This window comes from Paenibacillus sp. J22R98 (assembly GCF_059383835.1).
The window spans coordinates 257981-279546 of record NZ_JBXENW010000005.1 but is presented as its reverse complement, the minus strand read 5'-3'; the positions used below and the strand labels follow the sequence as shown (position 1 = coordinate 279546).

At 49.9% G+C, this 21566-nt stretch carries 21 protein-coding genes; 18 read left to right on the top strand and 3 right to left on the bottom strand.

The annotated features are described in order from the left end of the window. The first annotated feature begins 161 nt into the window (after nt 1–161). The 3 genes from AC50Y3_RS16760 to AC50Y3_RS16750 all read left to right on the top strand — a co-directional run bounded on the left by AC50Y3_RS16760 (nt 162) and on the right by AC50Y3_RS16750 (nt 3004). The gene (locus AC50Y3_RS16760) at nt 162–938 is read left to right on the top strand and encodes an RNA polymerase sigma factor (RefSeq protein WP_494819870.1); all 777 of its coding nucleotides are present in this window, start codon (nt 162–164) and stop codon (nt 936–938) included. A 5-nt stretch (nt 939–943) separates the two neighbouring features. Next, complete coding sequence (locus AC50Y3_RS16755; RefSeq protein ID WP_494819869.1) at nt 944–1927, top strand: hypothetical protein; 984 nt, start codon at nt 944–946, stop codon at nt 1925–1927. Between the two features lie 849 nt (nt 1928–2776). Next, on the top strand, nt 2777–3004 hold the full coding sequence (locus AC50Y3_RS16750) for a hypothetical protein (protein ID WP_494819868.1): 228 nt from the start codon (nt 2777–2779) through the stop codon (nt 3002–3004). On the opposite strand, the gene AC50Y3_RS16745 is transcribed toward AC50Y3_RS16750, so the two are convergent. Together AC50Y3_RS16745 and AC50Y3_RS16740 are read right to left on the bottom strand one after the other, a co-directional pair. Next, the gene (locus AC50Y3_RS16745; protein WP_494819867.1) at nt 3005–3757 is read right to left on the bottom strand and encodes an SDR family NAD(P)-dependent oxidoreductase; all 753 of its coding nucleotides are present in this window, start codon (nt 3755–3757) and stop codon (nt 3005–3007) included. It abuts the gene before it with no gap. A 154-nt stretch (nt 3758–3911) separates the two neighbouring features. Further along, nucleotides 3912–4082 carry a hypothetical protein gene (locus tag AC50Y3_RS16740; protein ID WP_494819866.1) on the bottom strand — a complete coding sequence of 57 codons (171 nt, stop codon included), beginning with the start codon at nt 4080–4082 and terminating at the stop codon, nt 3912–3914. A gap of 160 nt (nt 4083–4242) precedes the next feature. Here AC50Y3_RS16740 and AC50Y3_RS16735 point away from each other — a divergent pair, with 160 nt between their 5' ends. From AC50Y3_RS16735 to AC50Y3_RS16675, 13 genes are all read left to right on the top strand, one after another. Then, nucleotides 4243–5010 carry a gluconate 2-dehydrogenase subunit 3 family protein gene (locus tag AC50Y3_RS16735; RefSeq protein ID WP_494819865.1) on the top strand — a complete coding sequence of 256 codons (768 nt, stop codon included), beginning with the start codon at nt 4243–4245 and terminating at the stop codon, nt 5008–5010. A gap of 12 nt (nt 5011–5022) precedes the next feature. After that, nucleotides 5023–6744: a GMC family oxidoreductase gene (locus AC50Y3_RS16730; protein WP_494819864.1), complete on the top strand. Its 1722-nt coding sequence runs from the start codon at nt 5023–5025 to the stop codon at nt 6742–6744. Continuing rightward, nucleotides 6741–7505, top strand: coding sequence for a twin-arginine translocase subunit TatC (gene tatC, locus AC50Y3_RS16725; RefSeq protein ID WP_494819863.1), 765 nt, complete (start codon nt 6741–6743; stop codon nt 7503–7505). The genes AC50Y3_RS16730 and tatC overlap by 4 nt, the downstream gene beginning before the upstream one ends. A 27-nt stretch (nt 7506–7532) precedes the next feature. Next, on the top strand, nt 7533–7730 hold the full coding sequence (gene tatA / locus AC50Y3_RS16720; protein WP_494819862.1) for a twin-arginine translocase TatA/TatE family subunit: 198 nt from the start codon (nt 7533–7535) through the stop codon (nt 7728–7730). A 20-nt stretch (nt 7731–7750) separates the two neighbouring features. Beyond that, complete coding sequence (locus AC50Y3_RS16715; protein ID WP_494819861.1) at nt 7751–8179, top strand: cupredoxin domain-containing protein; 429 nt, start codon at nt 7751–7753, stop codon at nt 8177–8179. Nucleotides 8180–8324: 145 nt separating this feature from the next. After that, nucleotides 8325–8774, top strand: coding sequence for a MerR family transcriptional regulator (locus tag AC50Y3_RS16710; protein WP_494819860.1), 450 nt, complete (start codon nt 8325–8327; stop codon nt 8772–8774). A 19-nt stretch (nt 8775–8793) separates the two neighbouring features. Further along, nucleotides 8794–10239, top strand: coding sequence for an MFS transporter (locus tag AC50Y3_RS16705; RefSeq protein ID WP_494819859.1), 1446 nt, complete (start codon nt 8794–8796; stop codon nt 10237–10239). Between the two features lie 20 nt (nt 10240–10259). Then, nucleotides 10260–11171 carry a DMT family transporter gene (locus AC50Y3_RS16700; protein WP_494819858.1) on the top strand — a complete coding sequence of 304 codons (912 nt, stop codon included), beginning with the start codon at nt 10260–10262 and terminating at the stop codon, nt 11169–11171. Between the two features lie 195 nt (nt 11172–11366). Next, nucleotides 11367–11804 (top strand): DUF1761 domain-containing protein, encoded by a 438-nt coding sequence (locus tag AC50Y3_RS16695; protein ID WP_494819857.1) that lies wholly within the window; start codon nt 11367–11369, stop codon nt 11802–11804. Nucleotides 11805–11943: 139 nt separating this feature from the next. Then, nucleotides 11944–14439, top strand: coding sequence for a WG repeat-containing protein (locus AC50Y3_RS16690; protein ID WP_494819856.1), 2496 nt, complete (start codon nt 11944–11946; stop codon nt 14437–14439). A gap of 155 nt (nt 14440–14594) precedes the next feature. After that, complete coding sequence (locus AC50Y3_RS16685; RefSeq protein ID WP_494819855.1) at nt 14595–15572, top strand: cysteine-rich CWC family protein; 978 nt, start codon at nt 14595–14597, stop codon at nt 15570–15572. Between the two features lie 1022 nt (nt 15573–16594). Next, nucleotides 16595–17431 carry a phytanoyl-CoA dioxygenase family protein gene (locus tag AC50Y3_RS16680; RefSeq protein WP_494819854.1) on the top strand — a complete coding sequence of 279 codons (837 nt, stop codon included), beginning with the start codon at nt 16595–16597 and terminating at the stop codon, nt 17429–17431. 90 nt (nt 17432–17521) lie between these two features. Beyond that, nucleotides 17522–18145: a polysaccharide deacetylase family protein gene (locus AC50Y3_RS16675; RefSeq protein WP_494819853.1), complete on the top strand. Its 624-nt coding sequence runs from the start codon at nt 17522–17524 to the stop codon at nt 18143–18145. On the opposite strand, the gene AC50Y3_RS16670 is transcribed toward AC50Y3_RS16675, so the two are convergent. Then, nucleotides 18138–19022, bottom strand: coding sequence for a LysR family transcriptional regulator (locus AC50Y3_RS16670; RefSeq protein ID WP_494819852.1), 885 nt, complete (start codon nt 19020–19022; stop codon nt 18138–18140). The two genes, AC50Y3_RS16675 and AC50Y3_RS16670, sit on opposite strands and share 8 nt — an antisense overlap. A 109-nt stretch (nt 19023–19131) precedes the next feature. Between AC50Y3_RS16670 and aroA the strand changes: the two genes are divergently transcribed. Further along, nucleotides 19132–20478, top strand: coding sequence for a 3-phosphoshikimate 1-carboxyvinyltransferase (gene aroA / locus AC50Y3_RS16665; protein ID WP_494819851.1), 1347 nt, complete (start codon nt 19132–19134; stop codon nt 20476–20478). Nucleotides 20479–20496: 18 nt separating this feature from the next. Further along, nucleotides 20497–21552 (top strand): chorismate synthase, encoded by a 1056-nt coding sequence (gene aroC, locus AC50Y3_RS16660; protein ID WP_494819850.1) that lies wholly within the window; start codon nt 20497–20499, stop codon nt 21550–21552. Nucleotides 21553–21566 lie beyond the last annotated feature (14 nt).

Genomic DNA, 21566 nt, shown 5'->3' with positions numbered 1-21566 from the left:
CCTCTATGGCGGTTTTTTTGTGTTTTAAACAGGGTTCTGCATGGATGTGAGGAATAAGAGTACAGTGAGTAAGGAGTAATTTAAAAAAAGTTTGAACCATTCAGATAGATTGCCGCTTCGGCTGGCATCCCTAGATATAGGTTGATGTAGGAGGTAGCGAATTGTTGGTTTCGAATCATGCTGAACAAGTGCAACGGGATGAGAAAGTGCCTGCTCATGAAGCGGTGCTGGTAGCCTTGGCGAGAACCGGTGATCCGGATGCTTTCGGGGAGCTTGTCCGCAGAAGCCGTGCCAAAGCGTTTAACCTTGCGTACTCCTTAACGCAGGATCACCATCTTGCGGAGGATGTGGTGCAGGAAGCGCTTGTGCGGGCATTTCTTCATCTGGGATCGCTAGTGGACAGCAGCCGATTCGCCCCGTGGCTCAAAACCATCGTGCGCAATGAAGCCAACATGAAGCTGCGCCGCGGAGGGCCTCATCGCAGGGAGCGTCCATTCACCAGCTGGAGCAACAGTGAGGTTGCCTCGGTAGAAGGTGCACGTGTCGGCTTAGATGATCCTTTTAACATCGACCATGTGCTGTTCCGTCTCGGAAAACTTGCGCTTGATGAAGCGAAACAGGCGAATGATCCCTCTGCGGCATTGCTGCGCAAAGATTTAGTCGATGGCATTCGCGGCATGATGCACTGTTTAACCAGTCGGGAGAAACGGATCTTCGAAGCGTATTTCTTCGATCAGCTGCCGCCCCAGCATATCGCTTCCTTGATGAACACGGCGGTCGCCAATGTGTACAACAGCATTTCTAGAGCTCGGCAGAAGCTGCAGCAGGAGCGGATTCGCACTCAAATCAGCCTGTACATCGACGGTCGCAAGAAGTTAGGAAAGCCGGCAGTGAAGCTGCTCGCTCCACCGCAGTACAAAATGACTTGGAAGGAATGATAACAATGGAAATGATAGCGAAAACCGATTGCAGCTGGAGCCACAATACCGACACAACAGCTTTGAACAGTATGGTGCAATATACGGAGCTGGCAGGCATGACTTTGGTTGAGGTGATGGGGTACACGGCGCATGCATTTCGAATCATAATTGACCAAGACGCTGTAGAGGTGGGAAGTTATTCTTGCTTCGATTGGAAGCAGCATCATGAAGCAGCTTTGAACAATCTTGGATTCTCCGTTCAATATGCCGGCAAACAGACGAACAATCCTCCGACACCTGAAGAGCTGGAGGAAGGGATCGCGCTTGTGCAGCAGGCGATAGACCGCGGTATTCCCGCGCTTAGCTGGGATCTTTTTATACCGGAATGGGGCGTAATCTACGGCTATGACGATAATCGGCGGGTTTTTAAGTGTAGAGATGTCCGTCAAGATGGCGACCTGCCTTATGAGAAACTGGGACGAGGCGAAGTAACGGAGCTGTATGTGCTTGGGATTACGGGTTATCAGCCCGTCGATCGGAGAACGATGTTGAAGGGAGCGCTGGAGCTTGCGCTGCAGCATGCCAAGGTGCCCCAACGGGAACTGGAAAAAGGACCTCACCGCAACGGGATCGCTGCTTATGATGCATGGATCAGAGCGTTCACGAACCGGAGCGTGGAACCTTTCGGAAACAGCGTGAATACCGTGAAAGTTTGGGATGCGCGCGAATTTGCCGTGAAATTTCTGGATGAGGTAGTGGCAAACTGGCCGGACGAGAGTGAGAAGGATTCGACGCAATTGCGAAAGCTGGCATCTGAAGCTTCCTCTCATTATCGAATAGTAGCAGACCGGCTTGGTGCATTAGTCAGTATGTTCCCTTTCCCTCAAGGGGGCGAGCCGAATCATGAGGCTGTAGCGACTCGCGCGATTCAACGGCTGCAAGAAGCGAAAGCGGCGGAAATTCAAGGTGTTCGTGTTCTGGAACAGATGCTGGCAGCATTGAGTTAGATTACACTCATCGTGATAATCAATGAGAAAAGAAGCTGAGAGTCGGAAAAACCTACTCTCATCAGCAAAACCACAGAGAAAAGAAGCTGAGAGTCGTGAAATCGAACTCTCAGCAAACAAACTAACCCAAATCCCTCCGCACCGAATGCTGAGAGTCCGAAAACCGAACTCTCACCGCCGAAACCAAAGAAAAAAGAAGCTGAGAGTTCCGAAATCGAACTCTCAGCAAACAAACTAACCCCAATCCCTCCGCACCGAATGCTGAGAGTCCGAAAACCGAACTCTCACCGGCGATACCAAAGAAAAAAGAAGCTGAGAGTTCCGAAATCGAACTCTCAGCAAACAAATTAACCCAAAACCCTCCGCACCGGATGCTGAGAGTCCGAAAACCGAACTCTCACCGCGAAACCAAAGAAAAAAGAAGCAGAGAGTTGCGAAATTGAACTCTCAGCTCTTAATCATAAATTCCCAGCCCTGGCTGGATGCTCTTTAGCGGAATAGCCGCTAAAGATGTCAAAATAGAGTTAGTTTGGAGGCGATAAGCGGAATATCCGCTAATAGCCATTCATAATGCGTTTTTCGAGTGGTTTGGTAGCAGGATAGAGGATCTTTAGCGGAATAGCCGCTAAAGATGCCAAAATGGAGTTAGTTTGGAGGCGATAAGCGGAATATCCGCTAATCGCCAGGCATAATGCGAGTTTCGAGCGGTTTGGCAGCGGGCTTGATGACCTTTAGCTGAATATCCGCTAAAGACGAAAAATTGGATTTATTTCCCATACCCAAAATGATCGAAAGCTTCTACCTCCTCATATAGTAGCTATATAAGCAACTAAAGGGAGGGTGGATGGAATGGAAGAAATTTGGGATGGGCTCCTCGAATTGCTGGCGGGAATCGGCGTTTTGTTCTTCATAGTGAGTTCCTGGTTCTGGTTTGCAGTTGGGTGCGTAAGCTGGATTCTCTACTCGGTGTTTTATCATGCCGATACCATGCACTATATTTGTTTGGGCATCACCATCTGGTGGCTTATAACGCTATGTATTTCAAGAGAGACGAAGGATGGGCTTTGGGGTGGATGACTATTCGAGATAGATCATTTTGCGCGTCATCCCGCCGTCGATGACAATATTTGTGCCCGTCACGAAATCGTTTCGAGGATCTGTCAGATATAGACAGGCTCTGGCGATGTCATCGGGCTTGCCGACTCGGTGCGACGGATGCTGGTGATGATCCTCGGGACGAAGGTTATCGTAATCGCCTGTCTCGATCCAGCCCGGACTGATCGCGTTAACGCGTATTCGGTCTGGCCCCAGCGAAACCGCGATCGCATGCGTCAGCGAGAGAATCCCGCCTTTGGACGCGGCATAAGCTTCCGAATTCGGCTCGGACATGATCGCGCGCGTGGATGAGATATTCACGATTGCCCCGCCGTTGCCGCCGGATCTCATTAATTTGGCTGCTTCTCGCGCACATACAAATGTACCGCGCAGATTGGTATTGATGACACGATCCCATTCCTCGATCGTAAGATCAAAGACCGATTTCCATATTCCAAATCCGGCGTTATTGATGAGTACATCGAGTCGGCCCACTCTCTCCGTTAACTCCGAGAAGCAGGCTTCAATGGATGCGGGCTCACTTAAATCAAGTACGCGGCTAATCGGTCGCTCTAAACCTTCCGCTACTATAATCTCTGTCGTTCCTTCAAGCGCCTCCTCATTCTTGTCCACGAGTATGACAGTCGCCGCTTCCCGTGCATAGGCAACGGCCACGCTCCTTCCAATCCCATTCCCTGCGCCAGTGACGAGCACAATTTGGTTCTGAGCACTCATTATGATCCACTCCTGTTCTACTACATTCTTGATATTGTAACTGTATATTATTAGGCGGTTTTGTCAAAACGCATAGTTGTCCGAAACACAACTCAAGGCTGTCCCAAAAGCGCTGAACGCGACTTTGGAGACAGCCTTTTTCATGACTTAAAGATTACCTCGTATATTTCTGCAGGAAAGTTAGCGGTGAGTAGGTGTTATCGACTTCAGACAAACCATATAAATCACTCCAATTGTAAATGACAAGGAACGGCAGCAGCCCAATCGCAAGGACAGCAATCATGAAACCGAACATCAACATCCGTAATGCTTTACCGGCATTCATTGCTTTTCATCTCCAATCGTGACACTTGTTAACCTGCTCCTTACTACCTTATGCCGCCCGATCGCCAAATCGGCACTCTAATAATTAATTGGATGTTTATTCATGAAGTGGAAAATACTAAAGCCTACTTAGCTTAAGTGAACATAAAGGAGAGATCATGATGGCAACGGATTCAAAACAGCCACAAGATGAATCCAGACGAAGGTTTCTAAAATATTCAGGCACCGCACTGGGAGGCGTTGTTCTAGGCGGTGTGATTGGCGGATTAATCGGTTCGAGCGTCAAACAAACAACGAAGGACGAGGAACCAGCAGCACCTGCGCCGACGCCGGTCGAAAGCAAGGACTACAATCATGCGCTGATGTTCTTCTCGCAGGATCAGTTTCTGACAGCAGAAGCAGCATCGGAGCGGATTTTCCCGAAGGATGATCTGGGTCCGGGGGCCAAAGAATTAGGCGCTGCTTTCTTCATCGACCATCAAATGGCCAGTGCATTCGGAACCAATGCGCGCGACTACATGTCACCGCCATTCTATAAAGCGGAAGCGTCGCAAGGCTATCAGCTTACCTTTAAGCGTAAGGAGCTCATGGCTTTAGGACTCGACTCCCTCAACTTGTATAGCAATTCAAAGTATCAGAAGCAGTTTGCGGACATTACCCCTGAAGAGCAGGATGCGGTTCTGACTGCATTCGAGAAAGACGAAGTCCACTTAAAAGGGGTGCCGGCTTCGACTTTCTTCTCGATGTTTCAGAATCTCACGCTTGAAGGGATCTATTCGGATCCGCTCTATGGAGGCAATAAGAACATGCAAGGGTGGAAAATGAGGAATTTTCCGGGCAATCAAATGAGCTATTCCAAAGAGATCGAAAAGGAAGAATTCGTCAAAATGGAACCGCTTAGCCTGGCTGATCATCTCGATTTAGGTTAGGAGTGATGGAATATGGCGACTAAACTTCCGAAAGTACCTGTCGTTATCGTCGGAATGGGCTGGGTTGGCGGCATTATCGCCGCAGAATTGTCCAAGGCCGGTATTCAAGTGGTCGGGCTTGAGAGAGGGAAGGGCCGCGGGACGCAGGATTATTTTCATGTCCATGATGAGCTTCGCTATGCGGCACGTTATGAGCTGATGCAGGATTTGTCCAAAGAAACGGTGACGTTCCGAAACACCTATAAAATGCGAGCACTGCCAATGCGGACCTACGGGTCTTTCCTGCTGGGGGACGGACTTGGCGGCGCGGGCGTGCACTGGAATGGCCAGTATTATCGTTTCCTGCCCTATGATTTTGAAATCCACAGCAAGACGGTCGAGCGTTATGGGAAGAACAAGATTCCTAAAGACATGACGATCCGCGACTGGGGAATTACATACGACCAGCTTGAGCCTTATTACGTGATGTACGAGCAAATGTCAGGGATTTCGGGGGAGAATACAACCCCTCCGAACGTTGGAGCTATGTCTAAGTCGTTCGCGACGCCGCCCATGAAGAAATCACCGGGCATGAAGCTGTTTGAGGATGCGGCCACTAAGCTTGGCTTACATCCTTATGTGATTCCGTCCGCAAACTTGACGGAGGTTTACAAAAATCCCGATGGCATCGAGCGTGCAGCCTGCCAGTATTGCGGTTATTGTGAACGCTTCGGCTGCGAATACGGCGCCAAGGCAGATCCTGTCGTCACTGTGCTTCCGGTCGCCCAGGCATCAGGAAAGTTCGAGCTGCGCACCCATTCGAATGTGACATCCATTCTGCACAACGGTTCGAAGGCAACCGGAGTGACCTATGTCAACACGCCGACTGGAGAAGAGTACATTCAGCCGGCGGATGTTGTGATTCTGGCAAGCTACGTTTTCTCGAATGTGCGTCTATTGCTGATGTCCAAGCTTGGGAAGCCTTATGATCCGGATTCCGATACCGGCGCGATTGGTCGCAACTATGCTTATCAAGTTAATGGTGCGAGTACGAGTGCGTTCTATGAAGACCGCGAATTCAATCTGGCAATGGGCGCAGGGGCTCTGGGCAGCAGCTTGGACGACTTCAATGGCGACAACTTCGATCACAGCGATTTGAAGTTTCTGCATGGAGCCAATATTCGCTTTACTCAGACGGGGCTTCGTCCGATTCAGTATCAACCGGTTCCGGCCGGTGCTCCGAAATGGGGCGCCGAGTTTAAGAAGGCTACGATTCATAATGCGAACCGAATCTTATCGGTTACCGGGCAAGGAGCGAGCATGCCGAATCGCTACCACTTTCTGGATTTGGATCCGGAATACAAGGATGCGCTCGGACAGCCGCTGCTGCGGATGACGTTTGATTTTGAAGAACAAGATCGGGAGCTCGTTAAATTTATTGCACAGAAAACGAAGGACATCGCAGATGGCATGAACGCCACCAAGGTAGAGATGCATGATGCGCTCAAGCAGTATAACATCGTGCCGTACCAATCTACGCATAACACAGGCGGGACGATCATGGGCAGTGATCCGAAAACATCGGTAGTGAACAACTATTTGCAAATGTGGGATGCCGAGAATGTGTTTGTTTGCGGGGCTTCGAACTTCGCTCATAACAGCGGGTACAATCCGACGGCAACGGTTGGCGCATTCGCCTATCGGGCTGCTGAAGGGGTCAAAACCTATCTGAAGAAAGGAGGATCTCTTGTGTGAGCAGTGGTAAAGGCCAGGCGACTGAGCTGCTGGATCGTGATTTGATTGTTCACTTGTCCGAGCTTCGCAAACGTCTAATCTATGTTGCAGGATGGTTCCTGGTCGCCTTTAGCGCCGGCTTGTTCGAATCACCGCGAATCATCCGGTTCATCAAGTCGCATCTGGGCGGCATTCAGGTGGAATGGAGCGTTTTTGCATTATCCGATGGGCTCGTTGTGTACATGAAGTGTGCGCTTCTGATCGGGATCACCATAACGCTGCCATTCCTGATGTATCATTTCTGGGCATTTGCGAAACCCGGGATGACGGAATCGGAAGCAAGGGGAACGCTTATCTATGTACCGATGTCGGTGCTGCTCTTCCTATTGGGAGGATCATTCGGGTATCTGGTCGCGCTGCCGATGATGATTCGGTTTATGATCAAGCTCAATCAATCGATGGGAGCCGCCGAGGTGTATGGCATCCAGCATTACATGTCATTCCTAATCAGCTTCTTGCTGCCGATGGGAATCGCTTTCGAGATGCCCTTGGTGATGACCTTTCTAACCCGAATCGGACTGCTAACACCGGAGAAAATGAAGCCCATACGCAAATATGCGTACGTTAGTTTAGCCGTGCTCGGTTCATTGATTTCGCCGCCGGATTTCGTATCGCATCTGTCCGTCACGGTGCCGCTCATTCTTCTATTCGAGATTAGCGCGCTGGGATGTTCGATCTACTACAGACGGAGGCTGAAGATTGCCATGCAGCCGGCGCAGTAAAAAAATTCTACAAACGGAGGTGCTCCTATGTTTAACAATATTGGCATATCGGGGCTGATCATTATTTTCGCCATCGCGTTAATCGTGTTTGGCCCTGCAAAACTCCCGCAGCTCGGTCGTGCGTTCGGGGATACGCTGCGCGAATTCCGCAATTCCACGAAGGGGATTGTCGATGATACCCCCGAAGAGAAAACGAACATTATCGAGATCGAATCCAAACATTAACGAGTAAAGGAAGATCAACAATGAAACTACGATTACTGATCATCACAGCAGTAGTGGCCATGGCGGCGATGGGGCTGACAGGCTGCGGCGGCAAGGATAACAACAACACCGGTAACAACACTGGGAACAACACCAATACCGGTACGAATACCGGAACGAACACAGGCACGAACAACAGCAGCGGCGGCAATACGATTACAGTGAAAGCCTCCAATTTCAAGTTTGATCAAGAGGAAATTCATGTGAAGCAAGGCGACAAAGTGAAAATCACCTTGGTAGACGAAGAAGGCGTTCATGGCTTTGCGATTGATGATTTCAAGGTAGATATCAATGAAAATAACGGAACCGCGGAATTTACGGCTGATAAAGCCGGGGAGCATGCCTTTCATTGCTCTGTGATGTGCGGTTCCGGCCACGCGAAGATGGTTGGGAAACTGATTGTGGATTAGTTAGAAACTTGCAAGAGAAGCTGCCGGGAACGGCAGCTTTTTTCTGTTCTTACGTCGATCGTAGATTGACGATTTCAACAGCATTAGGATAACATTACGTTAACGTAAGTTATTTGGAAAGGGAAGGGAGACGGACGAAGTCCACATGGAAGTAAACCTCAAATTCACGATGGAAGACATCACAGAGCGGCTCGGCATTACGGCCAGAACGCTTCATTACTATGAGGAAATTGGTTTGCTTCCGACAGTGAGCCGAACGGAAGGCAGGCACCGGGTTTACGATGAGGAGATGGTGCTTCGCATTCAACACATCCTGCGATTGAAGGAAGTGCTGGGTGCATCGCTGCAAGAAATACGTGATATTTTGCAAGCGGAAGCTGATCTTGATCGCCTTCGAGCAACGTTTTACGGTGATGCGCTTACGGAGGACGAACGGGAGAATGTGCTGGATGAAGCGACGGACCGTCTTCAGGAAATCATCGGCCACATCGATGAACGGATGGAGAAGCTTCAGCTGTTGAAGCAAGGTTTCGCAGAGCGTCTTGATCGCGCGAATCGATTAAAGCATCGCGCTTCAGCTTCGCCAGCGGATTGAGTGAGAGGGGAGAACGAACGTGAATACTTCTCGAAAATGGTGGATTTTATCGGTAACGAGCCTGGGCTCCTTGTTATCGGCACTGAACTTCAGCACGCTCATCATTGCATTGCCGGATTTGCTTAAAGGCTTACAAGCATCGCTGCTGCAGGCTATGTGGGTGATGCTCTCGTATATGGTGGCGCAGACCGTAATGGTGCTTATGGCCGGCTCTCTTGCGGATCGCTTCGGACGAAAACGGATTTATATTGCGGGTATGCTGCTCTTTACGATCGTATCCTTTATCTCAGGGTTCGCCGAGCATGCTCCGCTTCTTATCGCGTTTCGAATTTTGCAAGGCATCGGCGGCGCTATGGTCATGGCCAACAGTACGGCAATCGTTGCAGATGCGTTTCCGAAGGAAGAGCTGGGCAAGGCACTTGGCATTAACATCATGGTCATCGCGGTTGGTCAAATTATCGGACCTGTTCTTGGCGGCTGGCTGACGACGGCATTTGGGTGGGAGTGGACCTTCTGGTTTAATGTGCCGTTCGGTGTTATCGGCGTCGTCTGGGGACTGGCGGTTATGGGGATCAAGGATGATAAACTTGCCGCTCCTAAAGCCGGCGGACTGGACATCGGCGGTGTGCTTACTTATGTCGTTTCCATTACAGCGCTGCTAATTGCTTTGACTTGGGGGCCGATTCAGAGCTGGACGTCTCCGGTCGTTTGGATATCCGGCTTATTCTTTGTCGTGCTATTCCCCGTGTTCCTCCGTTTCGAAAGGAGGCATCCGAACGCACTGCTGCATTTGCCATTATTCACGAATAAGATATTCTCATTCGGTATTATTTCGGCTACGTTAAACGCCATTGCACGTATGGCAGTCATGTTCATGCTCATCTTTTACTTCCAAGGCGCGCTGGAGAAAGATGCTCTAGTTGCCGGCATCATGACGATTCCGCTTGCGGCAGGCATGCTCGTCGTATCGCCGTTAGCAGGAAGTCTTGGCGACAAATATGGGGAAACGACACCGGCAACTGTCGGCTTGTTTCTAAGTATTTTCGGCTTGGCCGGGCTTGCGTTGGATACGAATCTTGGAACGCCTTTCTGGCATTTAGCGCTTTATATGACAATCATTAGCATCGGTTCGGGGTTGTTTAATTCACCGAATTCCAGCAGTATTATGAATGCGGCCGGTGCCAAGTATCGCGGCGAAGCTTCCGGGATTCGCTCGCTCACGACAAACATGGGCATGATGCTCAGCATCGCGTTCTCCATGCCGATTGTGACGCATAGCATTCCTCATGAAGCGATGCTGGCTATATTCTCGGGTACGCAGGTTGGCATGAAAGGTGCCGATTCGTCGTTGAATGGATTTATCAGCGGCCTGCATGCTGTGTTCTGGCTCATGGCAGCGTTAATGGTGCTCGCAACGGTCATGTCTCATATGCGAGCGAACAAACAAATGACTAATCATGGATAAGTAGGGAGACTTTCATTGAAATGCCGGATCGAACGATATTATTGAAGCTATGGGGCGTTTCGCTGCTATGGGGCGGCAACTATGTTGCCAGTGCCTATATGCTGCGGGATTTCTCGCCGATTTTTCTGTCCTTCGCAAGACTCGTCGTCATGTCGCTATTCTTAATCAGTGTTGCTATGGTTCGTCATTCCATGCGGAAGCCGAATCGAAGAGAGATTGGCCTGCTGCTGCTTGCAGGGATATCCGGTACGCTGATCAATCAGCTGTTTTATTTTACAGGCTTGCAGCATTCAACGGCCGGTAACGCTGCGCTGATTATTGCGTTGTCGCCGATTGCGACAACGTTGCTGTCGCGTATCTTCCTGAAAGAAGAGATTACGCTGGTGAAAATAACAGGAGCGATCGTTGCGCTTGTCGGTGTCGTTTGCATCGTGCTCTATGGCGGCAAGGAGCTTGGCGTCTCCAAAGGTGATGTTTACTTGCTGATGGCCATGCTCGGAATGTCGGTCAGCTTGCTGTTTATTCGCAAGCTAACCGTCTCGATGTCATCGTATGAAGTAACGATTTATTCCACGGTCATTGGCACGATTCTGATGTCTCCGGCCGTTGGCGTAGAGGCATGGAACGGCAACCTGTATGGAAGCCACAGCTGGTTAGTATGGCTGCTCCTGATTACAGTAGCAGTTATCGGCCAAGGTTTGGCCGGTTTCTGGTGGAACCAAGGCATCGCCGTAGTCGGTCCATCGACTAGTGCAATGTTCATGAACATTCCGCCTTTCGTCGCCATTATTGTAAGCTTCTTTGTCCTTGGGGATCCGATTAAAGCCGCTCAGATTGCCGGCGGCATTCTGATCTTGGCCGGTGTCGCGATCACCAATATGAAACGTCGTCAGCCACAGGTAAGGACGGCTGGCATTGATGTGAACGGGTAGCGCATAAGCGTTAGGGGAAGGACTGTTTCAAAAGTGTGCAGCTGACTTTTGAAGCAGTTCTTTTGTTATGTAGAGACCACTTTATAGATGCAAGGGATTGACAGGAAACCAAATGGTTGTATATAATCGGAAACGTAAAGCGAAACCAAATGGTTTCGTATTCAACCGACAATCATACAAAGCGAGGGAAATTGCATGTTGTTTAGTGACATTAATTATTGGGCGGTAGTAGTGACAGGTTTGCTATCTTTGGCATTAGGATTTCTGTGGATGGCCGTTATTTGGAAGAAGCCATATCAACGGGATATGTATGGCAGTCCTACGACTGAGCCGAGTAATGCAGCCAAGATGCAGTCCTTTATCATCTACATTCTCGTCTCGTTCGTGACCTCGATCGCATTTGCCGTATGCTTACAGCTGTGGCAGGCTGGCGGACAAGCTTTCGATTATGACGGTGATTCCTTAGCCGGTGCATTCTGGTTCACGATGCTTCTGGCAGCGGGCTATACGCTTCCGTTCACGGTTGGCAAGAAAGTATGGCAATTCAAGAGCTGGCTCGTTGTCGCCGTTGATACTTCTTATGAAGTGCTGCGTTTCACGATGCTGCTGCTTATCTTCTGGTTCTGGCATTAATCGAATCACGCGCAAATACCCGGTGAATGAGCGGACAAGCTCACGCCGGGTATTTTTTCGATTTACACCGCGAAAGGCATATCTGCCGATGCTCCGCATACGATTAGGCGAAGAATGCGAGGAGAGGGATGATGCTGACATGGCCGCGAACGAACAGCAGCTGACGCTAATCGCAATGGCAAATTTGCCAAGTGGTGCGGAGCTGATGTTACTCAACCAGTCTGCCGCGCATGCGGCGGTTTGTGCAGCAGATTTGAATGGAGATCGATTGTCTGAGATTGCTGCGGTCTACCGGTTGGGCAACCAGCTTCATTTGGTAGTGCTGCAAGAGAAGAAAGGTGAATGGAAGAGGGCGGCTGAGGTCAAAGGGCATGGCCATGGTGTAGTGCAGCTCATGGCGATGCCGGTGCTGCGGGCAGGTCAGAACAATCTGATCGTAGGCTGGCAAATCAACGCGCAGTGGTCGAAGCTGTCAGTGTATGAATGGAGCAAGGAAGGGTTAAGAGATGTCGCGCCGGCTGGCATGAGCTACAGCTTTATGCAAGCGATGGATATGCCGGGCTATCAAGGGCTGGATGGCAGGGCGGAGCTTGCGATCTGGATGCAAAATAGTGGGGAATCCTACCACATCGACGTCCTTCGCTGGCAAGATGGCAGCTTTGTTCCTGCGCATGACGTGTACAGCTATTATTTTCCGCATGTCGTCAAGTATTATGAACGGCTCGTTTGGAGGTATCCGCAGTATCCGCTGTATTGGTACCACCTCGCCGATGCCCAGTATCGCTCGGGTTTCGCTGAGCCTGCGTTGGTATCCGTTCATCAAGCGCTGGCCTTCGCTCAGCCAACACGAGATACTCTGCTTGAGCTGGAGCAGTCGATCCGGGATGTGCTGGAACCGGCAGTCGCAACCCGTGCAGTGGGATTGTTTCCAGCTTCGTTGAAGACCGTAAAAGGTTTGAGATGGGGCTATATCGACAATCGGGGAAGGATGGCCATAGAGCCGCGGTTTGACGATGCCGGCGACTTTCAGGAGAACGGATTGGCAGTGGTCTCCGAGAAAGGGAAATATGGCATCATTAACGCATCCGCTCAGTTCATCGTTCCACCAATTTACGATTCAATTGGTAAATTCTCAGAGCAGCGCGCCTCCGTGATTGACAGCCAAGGCTTTAAGCTAATCAACGAAAGCGGCACGGTGTTGACCAAGAAGGCGTACCCATTTATCTCTGATATGCATAACGGCAGAGCGGTATTCTATGATACGCTGCCTGGAGCTTCTGGAGAGAGTACGATTCGCTATGGCTATTTGGATGCGCAGGGCAACGTAGTGATTCCGGCTCAATATGAGGAAGCAAATGATTTTCAAGGAAATAAGGCGCTCGTCAAAGTAAAGGATAACGAATATGCGTTAATCGGTCTGGACGGTCTCAAACTCCACACCTACAATTATGCCATGGTCGGCCCGCTTGGCGACGGTTTGTTATCGTTCCAGCGCGAGCTGGCGGGTAAAAGCGGCTATATCGACGAACGCGGGAATGTCGTGATTCAGCCCGCTTTTTACTCTGCTTTTCCATTCGAAGACGGCCGTGCGATCGTCAACACTTCCGATGATTTCAGGTCGAATTATGGGGTCATCAATAAGCAGGGTACGTTTGTTATCAAAGCAGAGTATAACGACATCCGAAGCTTAGGAAGCGGTCGGTTTGCGGTCGGCAAAGCAATCGATCCTCAGCAGCCTTTTATCGGTTCCATCTATGCTATCGCAGATTGGGATGGAAAGCTGCTCACGGACTTCGTGTACACAGATGTCGCTGATTTCAACAAAGGCTTGGCTTCCGCATCGGATGCGAAGCAGACATTCTTTATCGATCGCAACGGGCATCCGGCTGCAGGCTATCCGCGTGTGAACGGCAGCGGCTCGCTTACTTTGGAAGAAGGCGGATTGATCAAGGCTTTCGTGGATCAGCGGCTCTCCTATCTGGATCGCAGCGGCAGGGTCATCTGGCAGCAAAATACGACCATTCCCCTGAAGCAGCCTTTCTTCGTCAAAGAAGAAAAATTCAAACCGAATCGAGATTATTTGGTTTATTATCCGCAGGTGGAAGGGATGGCTGATCGAGCTGCGCAGCAGAAGGTCAATACGAAGCTGCGCGAGCTTTCGCAGGTGAAGCCGATTCCGGCGGATCAGAAGCTCGATTATTCGTACTCCGGTGATTTCGATGTCTCTTTCTACAAGCAGAATCTGCTTCAGCTTGAGCTGACGGGCTATAATTTTCCGTTCGGAGCCGCACACGGGATGCCGACTAAAAAATACGCGATGATAGATCTATCGACCGGCCAAATGTTTGCGCTCAAGGACTTGTTTAAGCCTGACAGCAACTATGTGAAGGAGCTTAGCGATATCATAGGCAAACAAATCAAGGAAGATCCGCAATATTCCTACGTATTTCCGAACACCTATAACGGCATTCGAGCGGATCAGCCGTTCTTCGTCTCCGAGAACGCACTGCATATTTATTTTGAACCGTATGAAATTGCACCGTATGCGGCAGGCTTCCCGACGTTCACGATTCCTTTTGCCCAAATCAGATCGATCCTGGATACGAACGGAGCGTTCTGGCGGTCGTTCCATTGAGCGGTTCCGTGCCGTGTGAAAAGTCGCGATTTCGCGGCTTTTTTCTTTGTCTAAGTGGACGGTAAGTTTGTATAATGAGTACAAACAGGCAGGACCGTGCTTCATTGGTGCGATAACTCGGAGCTTAGCGAGAAAACAATAGGAACTGGTGATCGATGATGAATGACGATGTATGGAAAGCGAAGGAATGTCCGATTTGTCATAAGCAAAATGCTTGTGAAGGAAGCCATACCTGCTGGTGCAGCAAGGAGCAGTTCCCCAACGGAATATTTGAGCTAGTGCCAGCGGAAGAGCTGAATAAATCTTGTATTTGTTTGGATTGTTTGAAAGCGTTTGTGAAGTCTATGGTTCCAGAGATTACGAAACATCCGGATTATTTAAGTCCGCAAACGTTTGCTTGGTGCAAGGAACTTGCGGCAAAGACAGGTAAATACGAGTTTACTTGGCGCGGTGTGGTTGAAGGCGTATCTGGTGAAGAGGTGCTGTCGGAGAAACTTGCCACGATTATTGGTGGAAAAGTGCTCGATGTGGGATGCGGTCACGGGGACTACACGAATCGGTGGGCAGCATTTGCTGATGAAGTTGTTGGTCTGGATGTAACGGAAGGCTTTCTGGAGACGGCAATTCTCCATCGGAAACCGAATGTAAGTTTCGTTAGAGGTGACACGCATAATGCGCTTCCTTTTGCAGACGATGCGTTTGATGTGGCTTACACCAAGAAAGGTCCCGGCAGCTGGTACAAAGAAGGAAACAGAGTTGTTCGTCCAGGCGGGAAGCTGGTCCTCTATCATCCCGGTGATGAGAATGGAGAGGGCGGAGAGCTTGGATTGTGTTTTCCGGGTCTCTTCGCACCGCCAACACTTGGCACGCCGATATTGGATCGCGTGCAGGAACGGCTTGGAACCAGCGGACTAATTAATATACATATGGAACGAATTAGTGAGACGGTCTGGATTCCAACGGCTGAAGATGTGCTAAAGATGCTGTGCTTCGGTCAGCGCGATAGCTACTCGGCATATGTGCGGGAAACCTGTTTCGAGGGGATCGTTTCGCAGTTTGAGAAACATGCCACTTCGCAGGGGATCCGCACGACCGGGTTTTATTATTTGATCGAAGCCGTGGCTTCTGGTTGAGAGGCGACTCCAAGCACCAAGAACGCGGCGACCCGCCGTCTGGCAGAAGCTGAAAGTCTTAAAATCGAACGCTCAGATGCAAAACCGCCGAAAAAGGATACTGAGAGTTCGAAAATCGAACTCTCAGTACCAAGAACGCGGCGACATGCCGTCTGGCAGAGGCTGAGAGTCTCAAAACCGAACTCTAAACGGTAAAACCGCAGAAAATGGACACTGAGAGTTCGAAAATCCGACTCTCAGTGGGCAACGTATCTTAAGCATTCGGTGTGAAAATAGTGTAAGCGGATATTCCGCTAACAAAGAACAAACTAGTTGGTTTTTGCGCTTGTAAGCGGATATACCGCTAAACGAAGCATAATTGTGCTAAAATCACTCCAACCTCGCTGCTTTTACTAAGTGTAAGCGGGTATTCCGCTTACAAAGAACAAACTAGTTGGTTTTTGCGCTCGTAAGCGGATATACCGCTAAATGAAGCATAATTGTGCTAAAATCGCTCCAACCTCGCTGCTTTTACTAAGTGTAAGCGGAAATACCGCTAAGCGAAACATACTCCCGCAGCCTCGCATCGAATGACCAACCACAAGTGACGATGACTTGCCACACGCAGCAGCCTTTAACTAATCCAGTATCATCAAGCGCTTACATCAACTCTCCGCTCAAATCTTCAACACAAGCATCCGAAGATAGGTTGTTGAGCGAAAATGTAGAGCGGACTCCAGTTGTGATTTCAAGAGGAGCATTTCATAAATATCGCAACCCTTTCAAGCGATTACGAATGATATGCCGCATTACAGCCATACTAATTCAGGGCTCTCTCAGCGTACCATTACGAAGCGTCCGGAGCAAAACAACCCCTCCATGCACGCTGCTCTTCCCCGACAACAGAGCAAGAGCATTCGACAAATTCTTGCAATGTGATGCATCAATCGGAAGATAAGTTTAGTATTTCTGATTCAGAAGTGATATTTTATAAAAGACACTAGCAGTCTACTATCGACATCCATTACGTGAGGTGAATCATTGTGAAAGTAAGTCAACATGAAATTGATACACTAACCCTTAACGAAGAAACCATTCAGCTTGCTGTAAACCTGATCCGTGTAAACGGATATGTGATCCTTGAAGGCGTCCTGCCGAAGGAAAAAGTTGCCGAACTTAAGAAAGCGTTCACAGAGGCAATGAACTGGTTCATCGATAAACATGGTAAAGAAATTTATTTGAATAAAACCGGCTTCAACGAAGGCACAAACCACTTGGGGATTTTCCTTCCGTTTGCGGCGCCGTTTAACGATTCTCTGGTTATCGAGCACCCATTTGCGCTATCCATCATGGATCGTATTCTGGGCAAAGATTACTCCGTAACGTTGTTCTCATCGAACACTTCGCTGCCTGGCGGTCAGAAAACGCAGCCGGTACACCCGGATTACGGCGCTCGTTTCGGCGATCTGTGCACAACGCACTTGCCGATTACAGATCTCGTGTTCAACATTCCGCTCGTCGATGTTCACGATGGCAATGGCCCTATGGAAATTTGGCCGGGCGGCACGCACTTGCTGCCTGATAACTACTACGGTCCGAACGGCCCGAATCCGGAAGAACTTGCACCGCATATGCATTCGATGAAAGTTCATATGCCTGCAGGCTCGATCTTGATTCGCGATGTTCGCATGTGGCACCGCGGCACACCTAACCGCAGCGATGAAATCCGTCCAAACCTTGCTCTGATCTACAGCGCGATGGACCGCGATAACCGCGTTCAAATCCCGCAAGAAACGTACGAGCAGCTGTCGGATCGCGCGAAGCACCTATTCCGCTGGCAGAAAATCGGCTACCCGGTTATCGAGCCGACTCACGAATAAATCATTGAAGAAGGACTACAAAATCGTTATGATTTTTGTAGTCCTTTTTTTATCGTCTTTTTGTAGTATCCAATCAAGGAGGAGTACACAATGAGAATTGCACCTATTTACGATGAAGTGAGAACATCAGACAAGCTGCTCGCTATCACCTTCGACGATGGACCGAATCCGGAGTGGACACCGCAATTTCTGGACGTATTTAAGCAACATGGAGCGAAAGCAACCTTCTACGTGCAGGGGACGAATATGGAGAAATACCCTGAAGTCGCTAAACGCATGGACGAGGAAGGGCATGAGTTCGGCAATCACAGCTTCTCTCATCCGCATATGGCGAGTTTGACTAAAGAAGAGCAAACAGAGGAGCTGCGACGCGCCGAGCAAATCATTGTCGATACGATTGGAAAACGTCCGGCTACGTTTCGTCCGCCTTATTTGGAATATAACGACGACCTCCTTGCCGTTTGCGGGCAATTCGGATATCCGATCATTCATGCAACGAATCTCGATACCCGCGATTGGGATATGCCCGGGACCGATCATATCGTGAATGTTTCACGAGCAGAAGTGCGAGAGGGAAGTATCCTCTTGTTCCATGACGGATTCGGTGATCGTTCGCAGTCACAGGCGGCTATTCAAATCCTGGTACCGGAGCTAATTGAGCAAGGGTACAAGCTTGTCACGATCAGTGAACTATTAGCCACAGAGATCAAATAATTTCGCGAATTCGCCGTACGAAGCTTTCCGCCGCAACGGACAGCTTCTTAGCGCGCCTCACCGCAAACCCGATGCCCCGAGTCGGCAGGGGCACATCGAGCTTTAACTCCAATAACCTCCCGCTGCGCAGCTCCTCTTCTACGAAAGACCGGCTGATGAAGGCCGCCCCATAGTTCAACCGTGCGAATTCCGCCAATAAATCGACGCTTCCCAGTTCAATATCCGGCTTCACCGTCACACCTTTCGCGGCAAACCAGTGATCCACAAACACACGTGTACTGCTGCCCGGCGAGAGTAAGATCAAGGGCAGCTCCGCAAGCTCTTGAATGGAAAGTGTCTGCTTGGCCAGCTCCTTATAATCCTCCCCAACGACAAAACAATCCTCAATCGTAGCCATCGTATGGATAAGCAGCTGTGGATCTTGTATGGGCAAATGAAGCATCGCGCAATCAATCTCACCATCCAGCAGGCTTCGCGTGATGTCAGGTGTTTTGCCGTGTGAGAGGCGTATTCGGATGCCCGGATACTCGCTGTGAAATGCATTCAGCTGCGGAAGCAGCAAATGCTTAATGAGAGAATCGCTTGCGCCGATGCGAATTTCGCCGGCATGAAGCTGCTTCAGATTGTACAGATGCTTTTGCGCGGAATCCAGCATCGAGAACGATTGCTCGACATAGTCCAGCAAAGCCCGGCCTTCGTCTGTGAGCTCGACTCCTTTAGAAAAACGGTGAAAGAGCTGCATTCCCATCGCTTCCTCCATTTGTTTAATGGCATAGCTAACGGAGGGTTGTGTGACATGAAGCTCTTGTGCGGCTTTCGTTAAATTTCGGTGACGCGCCGTATGGAGAAAGATCCGATACCACTCTAAATTAATCATTTTGACATAAACCACCTTTATGGCAATGATCTAATATTCCGATTTCATTTATTTCAAGTATCTCATTATAATCGGATTAGATCAATTACTCGTAAAGAGGTGGACGGAAATGGTAACGATACATCCGGATTTTGAAGCGCGTTCTCCGTGGTCGGCGAATAACGATCGGCTCGAGGTAAGAATCAGTCCTCCGAGGGCAGCAGTTGAAGGCACGATTCGTGTACCCGGCAGTAAAAGTCTTACGAACAGAGCGTTAATTATCGCAGCACTTGCTCAAGGAAAATCCGAGCTGCATGGCATTCTCAAAAGTGATGACTCCTACTGGTGCATCGATTCGTTGCAGAAGCTTGGCGTAGCTGCAGCTATGCAGCAAGAAACAGCTTCCATTGAAGGCTGTGGCGGAGTTTGGCCGAATCCTTCGGCGAACTTATATGTCGGTGCTGCGGGGACGGTGGCAAGATTTCTGCCCGGTGCACTTGCGATTGGTTATGGGAAATGGACATTGAGCGGAAGTAAACGGATGAGTGAGAGACCGCAAGCACCATTGCTTGCTTCCTTAACAAAGCTCGGCGCTAAATTCGAATACTCAAACTCCGAACACAGCCTACCCTACATGCTGCAGGCATCCGGACTGAACGGCGGCGAGGTTACGATCCCCGGCAACACGTCGAGTCAATTTCTTAGCGGTCTGTTAATCGCCGCCCCTTATGCGAAGGAGCAGTTAACGATACGTATTGATGGAGAAGTTGTTCAAAGGGATTATGTGCAAATGACGCTCGCTATGATGGCTGATTTCGGTATAAAAGCTCACGTGTCGGCAGATAGTCAATCCATTACCGTCCCACAAGGCAGGTATGAGGCAAGGACTTATCAGCTGGAACCGGATGTCTCCACTTGTTGTTATTTCTGGGCGATAGCGGCATTGACAGGAGGCCGAATTCGGACAGAAGGCATCCAAGCAAGCCATACAAGTCAGCCTGATATCGAGATGCTGCAGATCTTGGAGCAGATGGGATGTACGGTTGCGCATGGAGCGAATTTCGTTGAGGTGCAAGGAACGGATCAGCTTAAAGGCGGATTCACGCTCAGCATGAAAAAATGGACCGATCAGACGCTTACGATAGCTGCAATGGCTGTTTTCGCAGATGGTCCAATTACATTAAAGGATGCTGCACATATCAGACATCATGAATGCGATCGTATCGCAGCGATTTGTGCGGAGCTAACTAAGCTTGGAATTCGCGTAGAAGAACATCCTGATGGTCTCACGGTTAATCCGGGTATTCCGGTGCCGACATTGGTGGACTCCCATGACGATCATCGTATGGCTATGGCGCTTTCGCTCATTGGTCTGCGGGTTCACGATATCCGAATTTCTGACCCTGGCTGCGTATCCAAGACTTGTCCGGCGTATTTCGAGCAGCTGGCCGGACTTGGTATTCAGGTTGCATATTAAAGAGAGGAGGCCCATCTTATGGCAGGCAATACATTCGGCGAACGGTTCAAAATCACAACCTACGGAGAGTCGCACGGCGCTTCGGTTGGCGTCATTGTAGACGGCGTTACGCCGGGCGTTGACATTGACGAGGCTTATATCCAGAAACAGATGGATCGGCGCAAACCGGGACAATCTTCCGTGACTTCGCCTCGCAAGGAGTATGATATCGTTCATATCGAGTCCGGCGTATTCGAGGGCAAAACAACAGGGACACCGCTCTTCATTATTTTGCATAATCACGATATGAGGCCGGAGGCGTATGGTTCGATTCAGCATGCTTTTCGCCCCGGTCATGCGGACTTTACGTACTTGCAGAAATATGGCATTCGCGATCATCGCGGCAGCGGGCGTGCTTCAGGCAGGGAAACGGCGGCCCGTGTCGCCGGTGGTGCAATAGCGCGTAAGCTGCTTGAGAGGCGCGGAGTTGACGTCATTGCTTACTCACGCGAAATCGGCGGGATTAAATGCGAAACCTTCGATGAAACGATCATCGAGCAAAATGCGGTTCGTGCCTGCGACGCTGAAGCAGCAAAGGAAATGATTCGCAAAATCGAGCATTTGGCTTCCATCGGCGATAGCTGCGGCGGAATTGTAGAGTGCCGGATTCGCGGCGTGATCCCGGGTCTCGGTGAACCTGTTTTCGATAAATTAGATGCCGAACTGGCGAAGGCGATGCTTTCCATTGGCGCAATCAAAGGGATCGAATTTGGCGCCGGCTTTGAGGCGGCCCGGATGCTGGGCAGTGAGCATAATGATGGCATGAACAGCAGCGGCTTTCTCAGCAATCATGCAGGCGGCATTGTGGGCGGAATAAGCAATGGGCAAGACATCGTGTTTCGCGTCAGCGTCAAACCGACTTCATCCATATCTGTACCTCAGCAGACAATCAACGTGGACGGCGAAGAACAAGAGATTCAGACGATCGGCCGTCACGATCCCTGCATATGTCCGAGAATCGTTCCGGTTGTGGAAGCGATGGCCTGCCTTGTCTTGGAGGATATGTACAAGCGACAAGCAGCTATGCTTGGCTAGCGAAAAATGGTACG